This window comes from Streptomyces sp. CNZ287, assembly GCF_007827615.1.
In genome coordinates, this window is record NZ_VISV01000008.1 from 218,484 (window position 1) to 239,475 (window position 20,992).

Here is a 20,992-nt window from a genome sequence, read left to right on the forward strand (position 1 = left end):
CGGTGCCCGCAGGGCACACACTGACGCCGAGTTCTTCCATGTGTACGTCCGTTGACGCGCAATGTCGCTGCCGGGCCCGGCCCGCGACGACGCTGCGGAGGTCGCCCCGGCACACCCCGCGCCTCACGGACACCCCCGGCCGGGCCCCGCACCCAGCCACGTCAAGACCGGGGCCGGCCCGCCCGGGGCGGTGTCCGCGGGGCGCTACTTCAGCTTCGTGCCCGTCGAGCGCAGGTGGTCGCAGGCGGTCCGGACGCGCTCGGCCATCGACGCCTCGGCGAGCTTGCCCCAGGCGCGCGGGTCGTACGCCTTCTTGTTGCCCACCTCGCCGTCGACCTTCAGCACGCCGTCGTAGTTCTGGAACATGTGCGCCGCGACGGGACGGGTGAACGCGTACTGCGTGTCCGTGTCGATGTTCATCTTGACCACGCCGTTCTCCAGGGCCGTGGCGATCTCCTCCTCGGAGGAGCCGGAGCCGCCGTGGAAGACGAAGTCGAACGGGCTCTGCTTGCCGTACTTCGCGCCGACGCCCTCCTGGAGGTCCTTCAGCAGCTCGGGACGGAGCACGACGTTGCCCGGCTTGTAGACCCCGTGCACGTTGCCGAAGGAGGCCGCCAGCAGGTAGCGGCCCTGCTCGCCGAGGCCCAGCGCCTCGGCGGTGCGCAGCGCGTCGTCCACGGTCGTGTACAGCTCGTCGTTGATCTCGTGGGTGACGCCGTCCTCCTCGCCGCCGGTCGGGGTGATCTCGACCTCCAGGATGATCTTCGCGGCGGCCGCGCGGGGCAGCAGCTCCTGGGCGATGGACAGGTTGTCCGCGAGGGTCTCGGCGGAGCCGTCCCACATGTGCGACTGGAACAGCGGGTTCTCCCCGCGGGCGACGCGCTCCTCGGAGGCGGCGAGCAGCGGGCGCACGTACCCGTCGAGCTTGTCCTTGGGGCAGTGGTCGGTGTGCAGGGCGACATTGACCGGGTACTTCGCGGCGACGATCGCCGCGTACTCCGCGAGGGCGACGGCGCCCGTGACCATGTCCTTGCTGTACTGCCCGCCCAGGAACTCGGCGCCGCCTGTGGAGATCTGGACGATCCCGTCGCTCTCGGCCTCGGCGAAGCCGCGCAGCGCGGCGTGCAAGGTCTGCGACGAGGTGACGTTGATGGCCGGGTAGGCGAACTTGCCTGCCTTCGCCCGGTCCAGCATCTCGTTGTAGACCTCGGGGGTTGCGATGGGCATCTGTCCGCTCCTTGGAGACGTGCGGGTGTGTGCGGGTGTCTGCAGTGCGTGTACGAGTGCGACCGGCTCCGTTGCCGTGGCGCCCCTGGAGTGCCCCCATCCTCCCAGATGTCCGCCCGCGCTTCCCCGCCCTGTGGATAACCCGTGCCGGCCCGCGGGAGCGCTCCGCTGGGCTCAGCCGAGGCCCAGGTCGGAGAGCCCGTAGGCGTAGAGATACGGCACGCCCGCCGTGTCGCGCACGCGCTCGGCCGCACCCGTGTCGCGGTCCACGATCGTCGCCACGGCGACCACCTCCGCGCCCGCCTCGCGCACCGCCTCCACGGCCGTCAGCGCGGAACCGCCCGTCGTCGACGTGTCCTCGACGACCAGCACCCGGCGGCCCGCGACGTCCGGGCCCTCGATGCGGCGCTGCATGCCGTGCGTCTTGCTCGCCTTCCGCACGACGAACGCGTCCAGCGGGCGCGCGCGGTCGCCCGCGGCGGCGGAGGCGTGCAGCATGGCGTCGGCGATGGGGTCGGCGCCGAGGGTGAGGCCGCCGACCGCGTCGTACGCGAAGTCCTTGGCCAGGTCGAGCATGACGCGGCCGACGAGCGGCGCGGCGGAGCCGTCCAGGGTGATGCGGCGCAGGTCCAGGTAGTAGTCGGCCTCGATGCCGGAGGAGAGGGTCACCTTGCCGTGCACGACGGCCTTGTCCTTGATCTGACCCAGCAGGTCGGCGTGTGCGTCGCTCATGGCGGTGAGCCTAACCGAGCGTGCGCCACGCCCAGGTGGTCGATACCTCCAGCGGATCGATGGGGGTGACGAGGCGCGGGTGGGTGTTGAGCCCGTTGGGCGGGCCGGACTGCGGCTCCACGCAGACGGCCGCGGGCTGCTCGTCGTAGACGACGACCCACTCCGCGCGGCTGGTGACGGTCAGCTCCAGCCGGCCGGGCCAGGTGAGCGTCACGTCGACGCCGTCGGGCATGCCGAAGCAGTCGTCCCACGGGCCGGGCTGCGGCTCGATGCGCTTGCCGGTGGGAAGGTGGTCCTCGCCGCGCTGCTCCTGCCAGGCGGCGGCGAAGTCGATGCGCACGCCGGGGTCGTTCCCGTCGTCGGAGAGGCGCCGTACGAACCAGGGGTGCCAGCCGGCCTGCGCGGGAAAGGAGTCGCCGGTGGTCTCCACGGCGAGGGTGAGCGTCACCTTGTCCGGCTCCAGCTCGACCAGTTGGGTCACGCGGCCCGGGTACGGCCAGGGGTCGGCGAGGTCGTACGAGAACGCGGCGGAGGCGTCGTCGGCGCGCACGGTGCGCCAGGCGTTGTCGCGGCCGGTGCCGTGGATGGCGTGCGGCGGGGCGTCGGCGGGGAGCCGGTGCTTGACGCCGCCATTGCGGAACTCGCCCAGCTCCAGGCGGCCGCAGAAGGGGACCATGGGGAAACAGCCGTAGCGATCGCCGGCCCGCAGCAGCTCGGTCCCGGCCACGCGCAGGCTCGCGACCCGGCAACCGTTGCGGGGATCCATCGTCAACTCGGCGTCACCGGCGGTGAGACGTGTGGGCACGCCCCGAGCCTAGACGAGGCCCGCGCCACCCCGCCGCGAGGGACCCGGGACGACGGACGCGCCCGGCGGCGGGCGGGCGCGTATGCGGGAAGCGACGGGCCTCGGGCCGGGGGCGGAGAGCAGGGCCCGGCAGCCCGGCCCCGCGCAGCCCGCCGGCCGCGGCGGAGGCGGTCAGTGGCGGCGGCGCAGAGCTCGGCTCAGGATGACCGCCGTGGCCACCGCCAGGGCCGCCGCCGGGGCCAGCCAGCGCAGGCCCGCCGCCTGTGCGGGTGCGTCCGCGGCCGGGGTGGGGGCGTACCGGCCCCGCGGCGGGGCGTGGTCGACCTCCTCCGCGCTGCGGCCGATCATCGTGCGCCTGGCGTGCGCGGCCTCCGGCTCCTCCAGCAGGTCGTCGACCGGCTCGTCCGCGTCCTCCTCCTCGTCGGCGAGGGCGTCGAGCACGTCGTCGGCCAGCGGGTCGAGCGACGGCGGCGGCACCTCGGCGTCGAAGACCTTGCCCGTGCCGGGCGGCGTCTCGCCGGAATGCTCGGGGGCGGGGATCCCGGGAATGGCCCGCTCGTTGTCGTCGCCGAGCCCGGCGTCGGTGCCGTCGCCCGGCTGTACGGCGTCGTCCGGGTGCTCCGGCTCCCCAGCCGGCTCCTCCGCAAGCGGCTCCGCCTCCAGGTCCGCCGCCAGGCTCTCCGCGAAGCGCTCCAGCAGCCGTACGCCCGCCGCCTGCGCCTGCCCCGCCTCCACCGCAGCCAGCCGCCCCGTGCTCGCCACCGTGCCCGTGCACAGCAGCGTCGCCGTCCCTTCCTCCACCGCCTCGCGCGGCGTGAGGGCCAGCGACACGGTCACCGTCCCGCTGCCGCGCGACTCCTCGCCCTCGGCCTCCACCGCGACGGAGGGGCCGCCCGGCGTCAGCCGCAGCGTGCCGCGGTACGTGATGCTGGAGCCGGCGACGCGGAGCCGCAGCCGGCCGCGCAGCGTGCCCGGCTCCTCCGCCCCGTCCTCGTCGAGCGTCAGCCCCGGGACGCTGCGGGCGACCCGCACGGCGTCGGACAGGGCGCGGCGAACGGTTTCAGCGGGCTGCGGTACGTGCACCTCTCGCTCCATGGGGCGGAGCCTACCCACGGGGAACCTGCCCGGCACAGGGTTCTGCGGCGGGTGGCGGAACAGGTCACTCCACCGCCTCCGAAGACCACCGCACCCACCCCGACCAGCGGAAAGTCCACCCGATCCGGTGAGGCGCAGACCCGCAGGGCCGCAACCCGGCCCGTTTTCACCCCCGATACCTCGGGTGCAGCAGCGTCGACGGCGTCAAGTCCGCCGCCTCCGGCGGCGCCGCCAGCGGGGCCGCGCCCGGGGGCAGCGTCGCGGCGAGGGGGCGGCGGGCGGCGAGCACGAAGCCCCAGCGGTCGTCGCGGTCGCCCGCCTCGTACGCGCACGGGGCCAGCCCCGCGGCCCGTAAGGTCGCCGCCACCGTCCACAGGCTGTGCACCGCGTCCCCGGCCCCCGGCCCCGCCGCCGTCCCGGCCCCGCTCCCGCTTCCGGTCCCCCTCCCGGAAGCGGACCCCGCCCCTGAGCCGGCCCCGGCCCCAGACCCCGCACCCCGCCCCGCCCACGACGCCGCGTGCACCACCAGCCGGCCCCCGTCCGCCAGCGCCCGCCCCGCCAGCCCGTAGAACTCCTGCGAATACAGCTTCGTGCTCCCCGTGTTCCGCGGCCCCGGCAGATCCGACACGATCACGTCGTACCGCCCCGGCGGCGCCGACCGCCGCAGCCAGTCGAACGCCTCCGCGTGCACCACCCGCAGCCGCGGGTCCCCGTACGCGTGCTCGTTGAGCCTCGTCAGCCGCGGGTCCTCCGCCGCCAGCCGGCTCAGCGCCGGGTCCAGCTCCACGAGCGTCACCTCCGCGACGTCCGCGTGCCGCAGCGCCTCGCGGGCCGCGAGGCCGTCGCCGCCGCCGAGGACGAGGACCCGCCGCCGCGAGTCCGGCGCGGCCAGCGCGGGCCGCATCAGCGCCTCGTGGTAGCGCTGCTCGTCCGCGGAGTCGACGCGCAACTGCCCGTCGAGGTAGAGCTCCACGGACCCGCCCTTCTCCGCCGTCAGGACGATCTCCTGCACGTCGGTCGTCTGCGCCACCCGCACCTCCGAGCCGTAGACCGCGTTTCTGGCCGCACGTTCGAAAGGGGCGGACAGAAGTGCGGCGAGCGCGAGGAGCGCCAGGACCGTCGCGTTCCCCGCGAACAGCGCCCAGCGCGCACGCCGGCTCAGGTCGCGCCGGAAGAGATAGAGCACCAGGGCGCATCCCGCCGTCGCGTTGACCGCCCCCGTGATGAGCGCGCTGGCGAGCTGCCCGAGCCACGGGAGGAGCACGAACGGGAAGGCCAGGCCGCCGGCCAGCGCCCCCACGTAGTCCGCGGCGAAGAGGTCGGCCACCGCGCCGCCCGGGTCCTGCCGCCGGACCCGCTGGATCAGCGTCATCAGCAGCGGCACCTCGGCGCCGATCAGCACGCCGATCGCCAGCGCGTACGCCACGAGCACGAACCGCGGCTGGCCGAACCACGCGAAGCACGCGTGCAGCGCCATCGCCGAGAGGCCGCCGAGCAGCGCGAGCACCGCCTCGACTCCGCCGAAGGCGACGGCCGCGCGGATCCGCAGCCGCTTGGCCAGCAGCGAGCCGACGCCCATCGCGAAGACCATGACGGACAGCACGACGGACGCCTGGGTGACGGAGTCGCCGATCAGGTACGACCCGAGAGCCACCAGCTCCAGCTCGTACACCAACCCGCAGGCCGCGCAGACGAAGACCGTGGCGAGCACGAGAAACCGCCCGGTGGCGGGCGGCACCGGCAGGGCGGGCGGCGGCGCGCCCGGCAGCGCGGGGGCGCGGCCGGGGGCGCGCGTCGTCTGCTCGTACGGTTCGATCACGGAGGAACGATACGTTTGCGCCGGTGCCGCCTCTTGTCACCCACACGTGTGCAATATGCCCTGGACATGGGTGAATTGCCCCCGGTCCAGGGCGCCGGCGGCGCGCCCGGCGACCGTCCTAGACCGGCTCCGCGACCCGCGCGGCCATTGTCGTCCGCGTCGCCACCAGGCGTCCTTCCTGCGGATACGAGTGCCACGTGCGCCAGCCGACGACGTCACCCTGACGGTGCACCAGCAGCGCGGTGAACGCGTGCGGGCTGCCGGGGAACGTGCCGGCGAGCCCGCGCGGGTGGTCGGCGACCAGCGCCAGCAGCTCCTGGGCGCGGGACTCGAAGGCCCCCCGGGTGAGCGTCTCGACCCGGGCTGCGAACTCGTACTCCCACCCGGCGACCTGCTTGGCCACGCCGAGAGGGAGCGGTGTGTTGCTGCCGGGCAGGCAGGCGACGGTCTCGGAACAGGCCGAGTCGCCGTCGCTGAGCAGCACTTGATGGGAGGCACCGAGGAGTCTGAGCTGTACGTCGGCGGTGCCGAGGCGCAGGTCGAGCACCGCGAGGGCCGGCATGGGCTCCATCCCGAGCCGCCATGCGAGGTCCTGGGCCCGGGTATCCGTGTACGAGGTCTTGAGAGTGGTGAGCATGGGTCGCTCCGCAGGCAGATGGAAGACATCGGGCCGCCCGCCACATGGCGGGACCGCGAGTGCGGGCGCAGGCCGAGAGGCACACGGGCACGCCCCGGCAGAAGGGGAATGCGCCCGGGAAATACGGAATCATGAAGTGCGGCCCGCCGACAGCGTTTTTACCCTTCTTCACCGGGTTTCCATCGGGCGGGCGCGCGACTGGTCAGTTGTTCACTATGTGACAACTAGCACCCGCCGCCGCCTCCGTCACCGCCGCCACCCCCGCCGCAGTCCCCGCCGCCGGAGTCCCCGCCCCAGTAGCCGGTGTCCGCCCCGCCGCCGCTCCTGCCGGCGAAGCCCCTGCGGCGCGTGCCGGACGGCACGCCGCGGTCGGCGGGATGCCTGGAGAGGGTGAAGGACAACGCCACGACCAACCCGATCGCGGCCACGCCGAAAACGATGAATCCCATCGGACCTTCCCATCTCCCCCGCCCCCGCGGAGGTCCGCTGTATCACCGGATGTGCCCCGCGCACGGCCTCCTCAACCCTCCGCCGTGCAAGCATGTCCCCATGGGACGTCCACCGCTGAGCAGCCGTCTGACCCCCTTCGTGACCACGATCTTCGCCGAGATGTCGGCCCTCGCCGTACGCACCGGTTCGATCAATCTGGGCCAGGGCTTCCCCGACACCGACGGCCCCGCGGAGGTCGCCGAGGCGGCCGTACGGGCCATCCGGGAGGGCCGCGGCAACCAGTACCCGCCGGGGCCCGGGATCCCCGAGCTGCGGCACGCCGTCGCGGAGCACCAGCGGCGGTGGTACGGGCTGGAGTGGGACCCCGAGTCGGAGGTGCTCGTCACCGCCGGGGCCACCGAGGCGGTCGCCGCGGCGCTGCTCGCGCTGCTGGAGCCGGGCGACGAGGTGATCGCCCTGGAGCCCTACTACGACTCGTACGCCGCCTGCATCGCCATGGCCGGCGCCCGCCGTGTCCCGGTCACCCTGCGCCCCGGCGCGGGGGCAGGCGCCGGCGCGCCCGCGTACCGGCTCGACCTCGATGAGCTGCGCGCCGCCGTCACCCCAGCCACCCGTCTCATCCTCCTCAACTCCCCCCACAACCCCACCGGCACCGTCCTCGACCGCACCGAGCTGGAGGCCGTCGCCGCCCTCGCCCGCGAGCGGGACCTCCTCGTCGTCACCGACGAGGTCTACGAGCACCTCGTCTTCGACGGGGCGCACATCCCGCTCGCCACCCTCCCCGGCATGCGCGAGCGCACGGTGTCCATCTCGTCGGCCGGCAAGAGCTACTCCTTCACCGGCTGGAAGGTCGGCTGGGTGACCGCCCCCGCGCCGCTGGTCGCCGCCGTGCGCACCGCCAAGCAGTACCTGACGTACGTCAGCGCCGGCCCCTTCCAGTACGCCGTCGCCGAGGCGCTCGCGCTGCCGGACGCCTACCTCACCGGGCTCCGCGCCGACCTGCTGCGCAAGCGCGACCTCCTCGCCGCCGGGCTCACGGAGGCCGGCCTGCGCGTCTTCCGCCCGTCCGGGACGTACTTCATCACCGCCGACATCACCCCCCTCGGCGAGAAGGACGGCGTCGCGTACTGCATGTCGCTGCCCGAGCGCTGCGGGGTCGTCGCGGTGCCGACGCAGGTGTTCTACGACGATCCGGACGCCGGGCGCAGCATCGTGCGGTTCGCTTTCTGCAAGAAGGACGAGGTGCTGAAGGAGGCGGTGCGGCGGCTGAAGGAGGGCCGTTCGGCGTAAGCCGGGAGGCCGCCGGGGCGCCGGGCCCCGAGCATGGGGGCAGCGGGCCCGGACGACGAGCGGCAGAGGAGGCGCCGGCCATGGAGATCGTCGCGTACGGCGTGCAGGCGGACGAGCGGCCGGTGATCGAGCCCGCCTTCGCGGCGGCGTTCGGCGGCGAGCACACGCTGCGCTGCCTCGACCTGTTCCTCAACCGCGACACCGTGCCCACCGCCGCCGGCTACGAGATCGTCCTCACCGGCGCCAACGACGAGCTGGACGGCACCGCCCTGCACCGCCTCGCCGCCGGCGGCACCCGGTTCCTCGCCCAGCGCTCCACCGGCTACAACAACATCGACCTCGACGCCGCCCGGGACGCCGGCCTGGCCGTGGCCCGCGTCTCGCACTACTCCCCGTACTCCGTCGCGGAGTTCGCCTGGGCCCTGGCGCTGGCCGTCAACCGCCGCCTCGTCCGCGCCGCCACCCGCTCCCGCGAGTTCGACTTCCGCCTCGACGGGCTCATGGGCCGCGACTTCCACGGCCGTACGGCCGGCATCCTCGGCACCGGGAAGATCGGCGAGGTCTTCGCCCGCATCGCGCACGGCTTCGGCATGCGGCTGCTCGGCAGCGACGTCGTGGAGAACCCGGACTGCCTGGCGCTGGGCATGGAGTACGTCGGCACGGACCGGCTGTTCGCCGAGTCCGACCTGATCAGCCTGCACGCGCCGCTGCTGCCCGAGACGCACCACACGGTCGACGCGGCGGCGCTGGCGGCCATGAAGGACGACGCGATCCTCGTCAACTCCAGCCGCGGCGGCCTCGTCGACACCGATGCCCTGGTCGAGACGCTGCGCGCCGGGCGTCTGGGCGGCGTGGGCCTGGACGTGTACGAGGAGGAGGCCGGACTCTTCCACCACGACCGGTCGATGGAGGTGATGACGGACGACCGGCTGGCCCGCCTGATCACCTTCGGCAACGTCCTGGTCACCTCGCACCAGGCGTACTTCACCGCCGACGCGGTCGGCCAGATCACCGAGGCGACGCTCGGCAACGTACGCGACTGGCTGGCGGGCCGCACGGGCGAGAACTTCCTGCTCCCGCCCGCCGGTTCCGGCTGATCAGACCTTCTCGTAGACCGAGACGTGCGACCGGCTCGCGGCGCCGAACGGCCGGCGGTCCCATCCGGCGTAGCGCTCCCGCAGCCGCATCCCGGCGAGCCGCGCCATCAGGTCCAGCTCGCTCGGCCAGCAGTAGCGCAGCCGCAGCGGGCGCAGCGCGGTCCCGTTCGCGTCGAAGGTCACGCGCTGGTACGTGACCGCCTGGGCGACCGGGTCGTGGACGAGGAACTCCATCTTCACCGTGTCCTCGGTCAGCGACCGGGTGGCGACGCGCTGGTTGCGGTCGAACTCCTTGAGGTCCTGGACGAAGCACTCGACGACGAACAGCCCGCCGGGCTCCAGGACCGCGGCGACGTTGCGGAAGCAGTCGACCTGCCGGTCCTGGTCGGGCAGGTTGAAGAGGGTGTTGAAGACCAGGTACGCGGTGTGGAAGGGGCCGTCCACCGGCACGTCGGCCATGTCGCCGATGGTCACCGGGATGTCGGCGCCGCCGGGCTTCGCGCGCAGTTGCTCGACCATGGCCGTGGACCCGTCGACGCCCTCGACGGCGACGCCGCGGGCGGCGAGGGGGAGGGCCACGCGGCCGGTGCCGATGGCGAGTTCGAGGGTGCGGGCGCCGGGCGGGACGAGACCGGCGAGGAAGTCGACGGTGGGGGTGGGCTCGTAGAGGTCGGCGGTGTCGTACTCGTGGGCGTAGCGGTCGAAGAACGCGGGATCGTGGAAGACGGTCACGGGGCGTGAGTCAAGCAGCGCGGGCGGGGGCGGGGCGAGCGAATTAACGCGGGGCGCGGGCGTACGGGCGCGGGCCTGCGGTCGTACTCGGGTGCGCCTGCGGGCCGTGCGGCGCACGCGTCGGGGCGGGCGCCGCGCTTTCGGCCGGACGCCCGCCCCCGTACCGCTACTTCGTCTCCAGATCCCGCCGCCGGAAGCCCAGCAGGCCCAGCCAGACCAGCCCCACGGCGATCGCCGTGAGCACCAGCAGCGGCGGCCAGGACATGTCCTGCGCCGGGAGCTGCGGGATGTGCCCGAAGGGGGACAGATCGCTCAGGACGTCCGGGAACTTGAGGATCTCGCCGAGGTAGTCCACGACGAAGCCGTACACCGGGACCACCCAGGCGACCGCCACGGCCCGCGGGAACCAGCCGAAGAGGGCGACCGCCAGGCCGATCGTGACCCACAGGGCCGGGGCGAAGGCCAGGGCCGCGCCGACGAGCTTGAGGAAGAGCCCGCCGTCGCCCGTGGAGGCCGCGCCCGAGGCGCCGAAGCCGATGCCGGCGAGCAGGATCAGCGCCGTGCCGCCGGCCGCGCCGACGAACGCGTGGCTGAGCACCCACCGGTCGCGCGACAGCGCGGTGGACAGCAGCGGCTCGGCGCGGCCCGCGGACTCCTCCGCACGCGGACGCAGGGCTGCCATCACGACGTAGATCGAGCAGACGACCGCGAGCACGATCATCACCACCGAGGCGAACGACTCCGCCACGTTGGCGCCGCCGATCTCGGCGAGCTGCTCCTCCAGCTCGTCGATGCCCTCGATCATCTCCTCGGCGTCGCCGAGGATCGATCCGTACATCACGCCGAGGAGCAGCGCGCCCGCGCCGAAGCCGGCGAGCAGGCCGCGGTGCAGCCGGAGCGCGAAGCCGAGCGGGGTGGTGAGCCCTTCCGAGCCGGCGGGGCTGCCCAGGCGGGCGGCCCGCAGGCCCGCGCCGACGTCGCGACGGGTGCTGAGGAAGAAGCCGGCCGCCGCGCAGACCACGGCCGCGGCGAGCACGAGCAGCAGCGGCCACCAGCGGTTGTCGACGAAGACGTACGTGCGCTGGACCCAGCCGATCGGCGAGAGCCAGGACACCCAGTCGCTGCCGACGTCGCCTGCGGCGCGCAGCGCGTACGCCGCGCCGATGACGGCCATCGCCATGCCGGACGCCCCGCGCGCGTACGCGGTGACCTGCACGGTGATCGCGGCGACGGCGGCGAAGAAGATGCCGACCGCCGTGTGCGCGAGGCCGTAGAGCAGCGCGCCCTGGCCGTCGACGCCGTCGACGCCCATGCCGGACAGGCCGGCGGCAAGCAGCAGCCCGAGCGCCACATTGGCGACGACGGCGACGCCGAGCGCGGCGGCGAGGTAGGAGTGCCGGCCGACGACGCCGGAGCGCACCAGCTCGGCGCGGTTGGTCTCCTCCTCGGTCCTGGTGTGCCGGGAGATGATGAGCACGCTCATGATGCCGACGAGCACGGCCGTGAAGCCGAGCATCTGGTGGCCGGTCATCGAGCCGATGTTGTAGTCGTCGAGGTAGTGCCGCGGGCCGGTCATGGCCAGGCCGGCGGGGCTGTCCATGGTCTCGGCGATGTCGGCGCGCTTCTTGGCCGTGTCGTACGACGTGTCGAAGCTGCTGACGCTGGAGGCGGTGCCGAGGAACAGCGCGAGCACCCACACGGGCAGCCGTACGCGGTCCCGGCGCAGCGCGAACCGGAAGAGCGTCCCGGCGCCGGCGAGCGCAGCGCCGCCGTCGGCGGCGCGCGGGGGCGCGACCGGCCGGGACTTCGTGCCCTGGGCGGTGTCGTCGGTGGTGGAGGGGGTGGCAGACATCAGGCCGCTCCCGCCTCCGAGTGGTGGCCGTTGTGCTCCAGCTCGTCGCCGTAGTGTCGGAGCATCAGCTCCTCCAGGGTGGGGGGATGGCTCACCAGGCTGCGGATGCCGAACTCGCCGAGCCGCCGCACGGCGGCGTCGAGGTGCTCGCCGTCGACGGCGAAGTGCACCCGGCCGTCGTCGGTACGGAGCTGGTGGATGCCGGGAAGTTGGTCGATGCCGGTGGCGGGCTGCTCGGTCTCGGCCTCGATGGTCGTACGGGTCAGGTGGCGCATCTCGCTGAGCGTGCCGGACTGCACGATCTTCCCCAGCCGGATGATGCTCACCCGGTCGGCGAGCTTCTCCACCTGCGCGAGGATGTGGCTGGAGAGCAGGACGGTCTTGCCCTCGGCCTTCGCCTGGGTGATGACGTCCTGGAAGATGACCTCCATGAGCGGGTCGAGGCCCGCGGTGGGCTCGTCGAGCAGGAGCAGCTCGGCGTCGGAGGCGAGGGCGGCGACGATGGCCACCTTCTGCCGGTTCCCCTTGGAGTAGCTCCGGCCCTTCTTGGTCGGGTCGAGGTCGAAGCGCTCGATGAGGTCGTCGCGACGCTGCTTGTCGATGCCGCCGCGGAGCCGCGCGAGCAGGTCGATGGCCTCACCGCCGGTGAGGTTGGGCCACAGCTCGACGTCCCCCGGCACGTAGGCCAGTCGGCGGTGGAGCGTGACGGCGTCGGCCCACGGGTCGCCGCCGAGCACCTGGGCGGTGCCCGTGTCGGCGCGCAGCAGGCCGAGCAGCACGCGGATGGTGGTGGACTTGCCGGCGCCGTTGGGGCCGAGGAAGCCGTGCACCTCGCCCGTCTCCACGTCGAGGTCGAGGCCGTCGAGTGCACGGGTCCGGCCGAATGTCTTGGTCAGGCCGGAGACGGTGATTGCCTTGGTCATAGCATGTAAACTACACGAACATTCACAAATTTGTGAAGTTAAGAAACCGTTAGGGTCGACCCTGACGGGGCCGGACGGGGAGAACGTAGCGAAGTGGCAGATCAGCAGCGTGACGAGCGCGGTGGGCGCGAAGAGCGCGGCGACGGCGCGGAGCGCAGAGCAGGCGCGGGCCGTGATACGGAGGCCGTGGCGAGATACGTGGAACGGGTGGCCGGCGAGCTGACCGGGATGGGTATGCAGCGCATGGCCTCCCGGGTCTTCGCCTGCCTCCTGGCGGACGACGCGGGCGCCCTCACCGCCGCGGAGGTGAGCGAGCGGCTGCACGTGAGTCCCGCGGCGGTCTCGGGCGCGGTGCGCTATCTCGGGCTGGTCGGCTTCATCAGCCGGGAACGCGAGCCGGGCTCGCGGCGCGAGCGGTACCGGATCGAGAGCGACCGCTGGTACCAGATCTTCGCCCAGCGGGAGCAGATCATCCGGCGCTTCGAGCAGACCCTGGACTCGGGCGTCGGCATCCTGGGCGCGGACACCCCGGCGGGCCAGCGGATCGAGGAGACGACGGAGTTCTTCGCGTTCCTGCGGGAGGAGAACGGCCGGCTGGAACAGCGCTGGTGGGACTACGTCAAACGGCGCCAGGAGGCGACGGCGGCGGAGTGACCCTTCCCCTCAGTCGTCCGCGGCGCAGCGCTCCAGAGAAACCCCGGTAGCGGCACCGGCATCCTCCCCCACGGCCAGCCACTCCCCGAACGCGGCGCCACCCCCGAACAGCGTCGCGGCGACCACGAGCCCGGTCACCACCTCGACCCGCCGCCCGCGGGCACCGCGATACCGAACGGGCACCCCCGGCGGCGGATCGAACTCACTCACCCCCCGACCCTCCCCCGCCCCGCGTCCCCCCGCCTCTCCGACGCAGCAACCGGGTCCACCACGCACGACCCCTCCGGCCCCCGCGGCGGCGCGAGGGGCGTCACCCTCCGGGCGTGGGAGATCTACTTCCGGATTCAGGATTTCACGCGTGCGGAGTGCTCCCGCGGTCAGCGAGTCGCGGCGGTGATGAGGCGCCAGGCGTTGGGGTGGGCGGTCCAGGTGCGCTGGCTCACCGGAGGGCTGAGGAGGGCGTCGGCGCGGTAGCGGAAGTCGCTGCCCCAGACGCGTACGCTACGGGCCTCGGCGTGCAGCGGGCCGCCGGGGCCGCCGGGACCGCCGGGGCGGATCACCACCTGGGCGAGTCCGCTCGTCGGGTCCGTGACGACCCTGACCTGCGCCGTCGGGCCGTCCAGGTCGGCCAGCAGCACGCCGTCCGCCTCTACGCGCAGTCGGAAGCCGGGGGTCGGTGCCGGTGACTCGGGCGGGGCGTCCGCGGCCGCCTCGTCGTCGGTGCCGGTCGGCGACCAGCCCTCCGCGCCGCCTGACTCCCAGCCGCCCGTCGCGTCCTCCGCGCCCCACTGCGTGACCACCGGTGGCGGGCCCGGTTCCGGACCGTCACCGTTTCGTTGGCCCGTCGCTCGCGCCCCCGCCGCCCGTGCCGCAAGTGCCCGCAGGCGGGCCGCCGGGGTCCACCGCCGGCCGGCGCCGGCCGCTCCGGCGCCCACCCGCTGGGTCAGCCCCGCCAGGCCGCCGCCCAGCCCGCCGCCCGGGCCGACGCGCGGCGTGCGGCGGCCCGGCCCTCCGGCGTCCTCCGGCCTCCGGGCGCGGGTCCCGGGACGGCCGCCGTCCGCCTCCTCTGCGCCGTCCGCCTCCTCTGCGCCGTCCGCGCCGTCCGCCCCCGCCGCCGGCAGGCGCAGCGCGTCCAGCACCACCCCGCCCCCGTCGTCCACCAGCAGCCCCAGCCGGCGCTCCTCGCCGTCCAGCACCGTCCGGGCCGCGGCCACCGTGCCCGTGGGGACGCCCAGCGTCGCCGCCAGCGTTCTCGCCGTGCCCACCGGGACCAGCGCCAGCGGCGCGTCCGCCAGCGTCTCCTGGCGGCGCAGCTCGCTCACCACCCGCAGGAACGCCCGGTCGTCACCGATGACCACCGGCCGGCGGGCCCCCCGGCGGGCCAGGGCGCGCGCCAGTTCCGGCGCGGTCTCCGGCAGGCAGATCTTCGTGGCCGCCGCCGCGGAGAGCACGTCCCTCGCGATTCGTACGGCTTCCCCGTCCGCCCGCCGTGCAGCGGGGTCGATGAGCACGAGCAGTGAGCGCCCGGTGGGGTCTAGAGCCGACACCACGGTCCTTCCTCAGGTAATCTCTCGGTGCAAGAGCCCCTGTCGCACTTGTGCCAGGGGCTTCGTCTATCCGGGGCCCGGTCCGATCCCCGGTGCACGGCGCACCGCACGTTGGACATGCCCCGCCCGGAAGGGGTGTACGCCTGTGCCCGCACTTGTGCTGCTCGGTGCTCAGTGGGGTGACGAAGGCAAGGGGAAGGCCACCGATCTGCTCGGCGGCTCGGTGGACTACGTGGTGCGCTTCCAGGGCGGGAACAACGCCGGGCACACGGTGGTGGTCGGCGATCAGAAGTACGCGCTGCACCTGCTGCCGTCGGGCATCCTGTCGCCGAGCTGCACGCCGGTGATCGGCAACGGCGTGGTCGTCGACCCCGAGGTGCTGCTCGGCGAGCTGAGCGCGCTCCAGCAGCGCGGCGTGGACACGTCCAAGCTGCTCCTCAGCGGCAACGCGCACCTCATCACCGCGTACCACACCGATCTCGACAAGGTGACGGAACGGTTCCTCGGCAAGCGGAAGATCGGCACCACGGGCCGCGGCATCGGCCCGGCCTACGCCGACAAGATCAACCGCGTCGGGATCCGGGTGCAGGACCTCTTCGACGAGTCGATCCTGCGGCAGAAGGTCGACGCGGCGCTGGACCAGAAGAACCAGATCCTCGCCAAGCTCTACAACCGCCGCGCCATCCGCCCCGACGCCGTCGTCGAGCAGCTCCTCGGCTACGCGGAGCAGTTGCGCCCGTACGTCGCCGACACCACCCTCGTGCTCAACGAGGCCATCGACGACGGGAAGGTCGTCCTCTTCGAGGGCGGGCAGGGCACGCTCCTCGACGTCGACCACGGCACGTACCCCTTCGTCACCTCGTCCAACCCGACCGCGGGGGGCGCCTGTACGGGAACCGGCGTCGGCCCCACTCGGATCAGCCGGGTCATCGGCATCCTCAAGGCGTACACAACGCGCGTCGGTGCCGGACCGTTCCCGACCGAACTCCTCGACGAGGACGGCGACCGGCTGCGCACCATCGGCGGCGAGCGCGGCGTGACCACCGGCCGGGACCGGCGCTGCGGCTGGTTCGACGCGGTGATCGCCCGCTACGCGACCCGCGTCAACGGCCTGACGGACTTCTTCCTCACCAAGCTCGACGTGCTCACCGGCTGGGAGCGCATCCCCGTCTGCGTCGCGTACGACATCGACGGCCGCCGGGTCACGGAACTGCCGTACAGCCAGACCGACTTCCACCACGCCACGCCCGTGTACGAGATGCTGCCCGGCTGGTCCGAGGACATCTCGAAGGCCACGTCCTTCAAGGATTTGCCGAAGAACGCGCAGGGCTACGTCAAGGCGCTGGAGGAGATGTCCGGCGCCCCCGTGTCGGCGATCGGCGTCGGCCCCGGGCGAAACGAGACGATCCAGATCAACTCGTTCCTCTGAGCCTGCCCCTAAGTCAGTCAGCCGTCAGACCGTTCCCTTGAGGCGCTGGTCCTGCAGCGTCGTCAGTTGCTGCACGGCCAGCAGCGCCATGATGCTCGTCACGATCAGCACGAACGAGAACAGCAGGTCGAGCAGCACGATCTGGATCGCCGAGTCGATCGAGCTGCCGACCTCCCAGTCCTCCGCCGTGACCAGGGCGAGCACCATGGTGGCGACCCAGGTGGCCCACCAGAAGTTCAGGACGCCCTTCCCGTACGTCACGGGCCGCGGCCCGTAGCCGGCGGGCGGGCGCGCGTGGTGCGGGAAGGGGCTCGATATCCGGAAGATGTCGTTCGCGATCTGCAGGGGGAACCAGAACTGGGCGACCGGGATGAACCAGGAGCCGACGGCCAGCCCGGTGGAGTAGCGCACCTGACCGGGGGCGAACGCCTCCGAGTTCGTCCGCAGCCGGTAGAACCAGACCGACCACAGCACGGCGCACACCATGAAGAGGAGCACGTTGCCGGCGGTGAAGTTCTCCATCCGGTCGAGGTCCTCGGCCATGTACCAGGTGTCGGCCCCGTCCTCGCCCAGCAGCACCAGGAGGTTGATCTCCTGGATGACCTGGAGGCAGACGAACGCCGCGTAGATCCCCAGCAGCACCTGGAGCGCGGTGGCGACCGGCCGCACCGCGCGCGGCCGGAGCGGCAGCGGCGGGTGCGGGGTCTGCCAGCCGGTCTGGCCGTAGGGCGGCGGGGTGCGGTAGGGCGGCGGGTGCGCGGTGGGCGCGGTGCCGTACGCGGCGGGGCGGTGCTGCTGGGCGTGGGGCGGGGCGCCGTACGGCTGGTGGTGCTGGGGCTGCATGCCGGTGTGTCCGTACGGGCCGGGGCCGGCGCCGGTGAGCGGCGGCCCGTACGCGGGCGCCGCCCCGGCCGTCCCCGTCATCCCGCCCGCCGCCTGCGGCGTCTCCGCGTCCAGCAGCTCCACCGCCCGCCGCGCCAGCAGCTCCAGCAGCGCCCCCGGCAGCCACGGCTTGAGCCGGGCCGCCTCCTCCGTCAGTGCCACCAGCTCCGCGACCTGCGGCCGTGCGTCCGGCTCCTTGGCGAGACAGCGCTCGATCACCGTGCGCAACTCGCCCTCGATGCCCGACAGTTCCGGCTCCTCAGCGGCGATCCGGAACATCAGCGCGTGCGCGCCGCTGTCCTCCGTACCGAACGGCATCCGCCCGGTCGCCGCGAACGCCAGCACCGTACCCAGGCAGAACACGTCGCTCGCCGCCGTGACCCGCTCGCCGCGCACCTGCTCGGGCGACATGAAGCCGGGCGAGCCGATGACCGCGCCGGTGCGGGTGAGCCCGTCGCCCGCGGCGGTGACCGAGTCCAGCGCGCGGGCGATGCCGAAGTCGATGACGCGCGGTCCGTCGATGGTGACGAGGATGTTGGACGGCTTGAGGTCGCGGTGGACGAGCCCGGCGGCGTGGATCGCCTGCAACGCGCGCGCCAGCCCGCCCGCGAGCGCGCGCACGGAGGCGTCGGGCAGCGGGCCGTGGTCCTTGGCGACGACCTCGTGCAGCGAGGGTCCCGCGACGTACCCGGTGGCCACCCAGGGGGTCGCGGCGTGCGTGTCGGCGTCGAGCACGGGCGCGGTCCACTCGCCGCCGACCCGGCGCGCGGCGGTGATCTCCTGTGTGAAGCGCCGCCGGAACTCCGGCTCGCGCGCCAGCTCGGCCTTGACCAGCTTCACCGCGGCGGTCCTGCCGCGCTCGGAGCGGGCGAGGTAGACGCGTCCCATGCCGCCCTCGCCGAGCCGTCCCAGCAGTTGGTACGAGCCGACGCGGCGTGGATCGTCCGGTCCGAGGCTGTCCATGCTGCCCCCTTCCCCCCTCGTCGGGGGAGCCTATTGTGTCGGGTCGGCAGGCGAGCCGTCCGCCCTTGTGTAGTGCCGGGTGCGCTGCTCGCCGCCGAGGAACTGGCGGTCCAGCACGGAGCCGTCGGCGGTCGCCTGCATCGCGGACGGGAAGCCGGGGACGCAGGGGCCGCCGAGCTTGCCGGTGCGCGAGTCGTCGCCGAGGCCGCCGGGGGTCTCGCCGGCGCCGGTGCCGTCCGGGTCGTCGGGATCGTCCGGTCCCGTGACCGAGGTGATCTCGGAGGGGCCGAGCAGCACGCGGTCGTCGCGCTCGTCGACGCCGACGAAGTCGGCCTTCGCCCGGCAGGTGTCGCCGTCGCCGGTACGGGTCGTGAAGTGCACGGCGATCTGCCCCGGGGCGGCCTGCACGACCTTCATCACCTGGGTACCGGACCCGGCGGGCCGCTGCCAGTTCCCCAGCAGCTCGCGCGGCATGCGGCGGTCGCGGGGCTCGACCTTGGTCAGCTCGGCGGTACGGCCGTTGCCGGCGCGCCAGAGCAGCCTGCCGTCCTCGTACGTGAGCACGTGCCCGCCGACGGCCTTGCACTCGCCCGCGGGCGCGGCCTCGACGACCTCGGTGTCGAGGTGCAGCCCCTTGTCGGTGGAGGTCAGCTCGCCCTCGCTGGTGCACTGCGACTCGCCGCTGAGCACGATGCCGGTGGCGACGACCTCGCCCTTCTCGCCGGGGCGGATGGCGAACTGGCGGTAGGTGCCGGTGGGTTCGCCGCCGTTGAGCTGGGTGCCGAGCCAGGTGCCGACGTACTCGTCGGGGACGTCGGAGCCGCGGGCGGCGGGGGCGCCGCCGTCGCGCTGGGTGGCGAGGGCGACGGGCACGGCGACGCCGGCGGCGACGAGGAGGGCGAGCGCGGCGAGCAGCCGGGCGCGGGTGCGACGTCGGCGGGGCGGGGCGTCATTGCCGGGACCGGGGGCGGGGGCGGTGGCCGCCGCGGTGGTGTCGGCGGCGGTGAGGGCTGCGGAGCCGTAGCCGGCGGGGGTCTCGTACGGGCGGGTGGGGCCGGGGCGGGAGTTCTCCCCGTCCCCGCCCCTTCCCGGAACCCGGGGCTCCGCCCCGGGACCCCGCTCCGCGGCCTGCGGCCGCGCGCCGCCGACGCCGCCCGCGGAGCGCTGGACGGTGACGTCCTCGGAGCCCGCGGCCCGGGGCCACGCCCCGCCCGCGACCGCGCCTCCGGCGCGGGTCGCGTGCCCACCCGCCTCGTCCGCCGCGCCGGCGCCCAGGCGTTCCGCACCCGGCGCGGGGCCTGTGTCCGGCCCGTAGGCCGTCGCGGCGCCCGTCGCGTGGCTGCCGGCTCCGTCCGTCGTTCGGGCACCGGGGACCCGGCGTTGTGCGCCGGAGTCCCGGTTCTCCGCCGGGCCTCCGGCGGTGTGGCCTGATTCGCTCGTGCCCCTGCCCAGGCGCTCCGCGCCGGGCCCGGGGTAGGCCGGGGCGCCGGGTGCGTGGCCGCCGGCTCCGCTGGCCGTCCCGGCACCCGGGATCGGGCGCTGCGCGCCGGAGTCCGGGCCCGTCGCCGGGGCGCCGGTGCCCGCGCCTCGGTGCTCCGCGCCGGGTGCGTGAGGGCCGGCCGGGCCGTGGGGGATTCCGGCCCCTGGTGCGAAGCCGCGGGCTCCGTCCGTCGTCCCCGCACCGGGGACTCGGTGCTGCGCGCCTGGCTCCCGGTCCGCTGCCGGGCCGTGGGGCCACTCGGCCCCCGTGGAGCCGCCGCCCGCGCCGTTCTGCGCCTCGCCACCCCCGACCCGGCGCTCCGCGCCGGGGTTTCCGGGCGCGCCGGCCCCCGCGGGGGTTTCGTGGCCGGTCGCTTCGCGCGCCCCGGTGCCCGCCGCCAGGCGGCTTTGTGCCGGCGGGGCCGGGTCCGCCGGGGGGACCGTGCGAAGCGGGCTCGTGTCGCGGTCACCGGCCGGGGGCGTGTCCGTGTCCAGGAGGCGTGCCGCCTGGCGGCCCAGGTCGGCCGTGAGTGCGGCCGGGAGCCACGCCGCCTCCGGGTCCGGCGGGCCCGTGAGCCCGGCGATCGCCTCCGTGCCGTGCCGGTCCCCCGGAAGCTTGGCCAGGCAGCCGGATATGAGGCCGTGCAGCGCCGGGTCCGTCACGCCCGCCAGGTCCGGGTCCTCCTGGACGACGCGGAACATCACCGCGTGCATCCCGGACGAACTCGACCCGAACGGCGCCCGCCCCGTCGCCGCGTACGCCAGCAGCCCGCCCAGGCAGAACACGTCGCTCGCCGCCGACACGTCCTGCCCGATGATCTGCTCCGGGGACATGAAGCTCGGCGAGCCGACGACGATGCCGGTGCGCGTGACCGTGCCGTCGGAGAGCGAGTCCAGCGCGCGGGCGATGCCGAAGTCGATGACGCGCGGGCCCTCGATGGTGACCAGCACGTTGGACGGCTTGAGGTCGCGGTGCACCAGCCCGGCCGCGTGGACGTCGCGGAGCGCGGAGGCCAGCCCGTACGCGAGGGTGAAGAGCGACTCCGGCGGCAGCGGCCCGTACCGCTCGACGACCTCCTGGAGCGTCGGCCCGGCGACGTACCCCGTGGCGACCCACGGCACCGGCGCCTCGGTGTCGGCGTCGAGCACCGGCGCCGTCCACGTGCCGCCGACGCGCGCCGCGGCGCGCACCTCTGTACGGAAGCGGGCGCGGAACTCCTCCTCGGCGGCCAGCTCCGGCTTGACCAGCTTGACGGCCACCGTTCTGCCGCCGGCGGTCCGGCCGAGGTAGACCCGGCCCATGCCGCCGGCGCCGAGCCTGCCGAGCAGCCGGTACGCCCCGATCTGTCGCGGATCCTGCGGCGCCAGCGGTTCCACGC

At 74.1% G+C, this 20,992-nt stretch carries 18 protein-coding genes; 4 read left to right on the forward strand and 14 right to left on the reverse strand.

Features of this window, described 5'->3' with window-relative positions; genetic code table 11:
- Nucleotides 1–204: 204 nt before the first annotated feature.
- From fbaA to FB457_RS17275, 7 genes are all read right to left on the reverse strand, one after another.
- Nucleotides 205–1,227, reverse strand: coding sequence for a class II fructose-bisphosphate aldolase (gene fbaA / locus FB457_RS17245; protein WP_018839944.1), 1,023 nt, complete (start codon nucleotides 1,225–1,227; stop codon nucleotides 205–207).
- A gap of 174 nt (nucleotides 1,228–1,401) precedes the next feature.
- Nucleotides 1,402–1,959 (reverse strand): orotate phosphoribosyltransferase, encoded by a 558-nt coding sequence (pyrE, locus tag FB457_RS17250; protein WP_047017035.1) that lies wholly within the window; start codon nucleotides 1,957–1,959, stop codon nucleotides 1,402–1,404.
- 10 nt (nucleotides 1,960–1,969) lie between these two features.
- Nucleotides 1,970–2,725: an aldose epimerase family protein gene (locus tag FB457_RS17255; RefSeq protein ID WP_145782356.1), complete on the reverse strand. Its 756-nt coding sequence runs from the start codon at nucleotides 2,723–2,725 to the stop codon at nucleotides 1,970–1,972.
- A gap of 210 nt (nucleotides 2,726–2,935) precedes the next feature.
- Nucleotides 2,936–3,847, reverse strand: a complete 912-nt coding sequence (locus FB457_RS17260) for an SRPBCC family protein (RefSeq protein ID WP_145782357.1) — start codon at nucleotides 3,845–3,847, stop codon at nucleotides 2,936–2,938.
- Nucleotides 3,848–4,025: 178 nt separating this feature from the next.
- Nucleotides 4,026–5,678, reverse strand: coding sequence for a polyamine aminopropyltransferase (locus FB457_RS17265; protein ID WP_145782329.1), 1,653 nt, complete (start codon nucleotides 5,676–5,678; stop codon nucleotides 4,026–4,028).
- Between the two features lie 118 nt (nucleotides 5,679–5,796).
- Complete coding sequence (locus FB457_RS17270; RefSeq protein ID WP_047017039.1) at nucleotides 5,797–6,315, reverse strand: DUF2617 family protein; 519 nt, start codon at nucleotides 6,313–6,315, stop codon at nucleotides 5,797–5,799.
- A 224-nt stretch (nucleotides 6,316–6,539) separates the two neighbouring features.
- Nucleotides 6,540–6,764, reverse strand: coding sequence for a hypothetical protein (locus FB457_RS17275; protein ID WP_047017040.1), 225 nt, complete (start codon nucleotides 6,762–6,764; stop codon nucleotides 6,540–6,542).
- 100 nt (nucleotides 6,765–6,864) lie between these two features.
- Here FB457_RS17275 and FB457_RS17280 point away from each other — a divergent pair, with 100 nt between their 5' ends.
- Both FB457_RS17280 and FB457_RS17285 read left to right on the forward strand, forming a co-directional pair.
- Nucleotides 6,865–8,055, forward strand: coding sequence for a pyridoxal phosphate-dependent aminotransferase (locus FB457_RS17280; protein WP_047017041.1), 1,191 nt, complete (start codon nucleotides 6,865–6,867; stop codon nucleotides 8,053–8,055).
- Nucleotides 8,056–8,135: 80 nt separating this feature from the next.
- Nucleotides 8,136–9,152: a 2-hydroxyacid dehydrogenase gene (locus FB457_RS17285; protein ID WP_047017042.1), complete on the forward strand. Its 1,017-nt coding sequence runs from the start codon at nucleotides 8,136–8,138 to the stop codon at nucleotides 9,150–9,152.
- Here the strand turns inward: FB457_RS17285 and FB457_RS17290 are convergent, their stop codons facing one another.
- From FB457_RS17290 to FB457_RS17300, 3 genes are all read right to left on the reverse strand, one after another.
- On the reverse strand, nucleotides 9,153–9,884 hold the full coding sequence (locus tag FB457_RS17290) for a class I SAM-dependent methyltransferase (RefSeq protein ID WP_047017043.1): 732 nt from the start codon (nucleotides 9,882–9,884) through the stop codon (nucleotides 9,153–9,155).
- Between the two features lie 166 nt (nucleotides 9,885–10,050).
- A complete protein-coding gene (locus tag FB457_RS17295; protein WP_047017044.1) occupies nucleotides 10,051–11,736 on the reverse strand; it encodes an ABC transporter permease in 1,686 nt (561 codons plus the stop codon).
- Entirely contained in the window at nucleotides 11,736–12,659 is a 924-nt protein-coding gene (locus FB457_RS17300; RefSeq protein WP_047017045.1) for an ABC transporter ATP-binding protein, read from the reverse strand. The genes FB457_RS17295 and FB457_RS17300 overlap by 1 nt, the downstream gene beginning before the upstream one ends.
- 93 nt (nucleotides 12,660–12,752) lie before the next feature.
- Here FB457_RS17300 and FB457_RS17305 point away from each other — a divergent pair, with 93 nt between their 5' ends.
- On the forward strand, nucleotides 12,753–13,313 hold the full coding sequence (locus FB457_RS17305; RefSeq protein ID WP_047017046.1) for a GbsR/MarR family transcriptional regulator: 561 nt from the start codon (nucleotides 12,753–12,755) through the stop codon (nucleotides 13,311–13,313).
- Between the two features lie 9 nt (nucleotides 13,314–13,322).
- On the opposite strand, the gene FB457_RS17310 is transcribed toward FB457_RS17305, so the two are convergent.
- Nucleotides 13,323–13,523, reverse strand: coding sequence for a hypothetical protein (locus FB457_RS17310; RefSeq protein ID WP_101423106.1), 201 nt, complete (start codon nucleotides 13,521–13,523; stop codon nucleotides 13,323–13,325).
- A gap of 167 nt (nucleotides 13,524–13,690) precedes the next feature.
- Nucleotides 13,691–14,860, reverse strand: coding sequence for a diacylglycerol kinase family protein (locus FB457_RS17315; protein WP_145782358.1), 1,170 nt, complete (start codon nucleotides 14,858–14,860; stop codon nucleotides 13,691–13,693).
- Between the two features lie 145 nt (nucleotides 14,861–15,005).
- Here FB457_RS17315 and FB457_RS17320 point away from each other — a divergent pair, with 145 nt between their 5' ends.
- A complete protein-coding gene (locus tag FB457_RS17320; RefSeq protein WP_145782330.1) occupies nucleotides 15,006–16,289 on the forward strand; it encodes an adenylosuccinate synthase in 1,284 nt (427 codons plus the stop codon).
- Between the two features lie 24 nt (nucleotides 16,290–16,313).
- Here FB457_RS17320 and FB457_RS17325 read toward each other — a convergent pair whose 3' ends face one another.
- A complete protein-coding gene (locus FB457_RS17325; RefSeq protein ID WP_047017049.1) occupies nucleotides 16,314–18,134 on the reverse strand; it encodes a protein kinase domain-containing protein in 1,821 nt (606 codons plus the stop codon).
- Between the two features lie 30 nt (nucleotides 18,135–18,164).
- Nucleotides 18,165–20,990, reverse strand: a complete 2,826-nt coding sequence (locus FB457_RS36220) for a serine/threonine-protein kinase (RefSeq protein ID WP_186461997.1) — start codon at nucleotides 20,988–20,990, stop codon at nucleotides 18,165–18,167.
- Nucleotides 20,991–20,992: the final 2 nt, after the last annotated feature.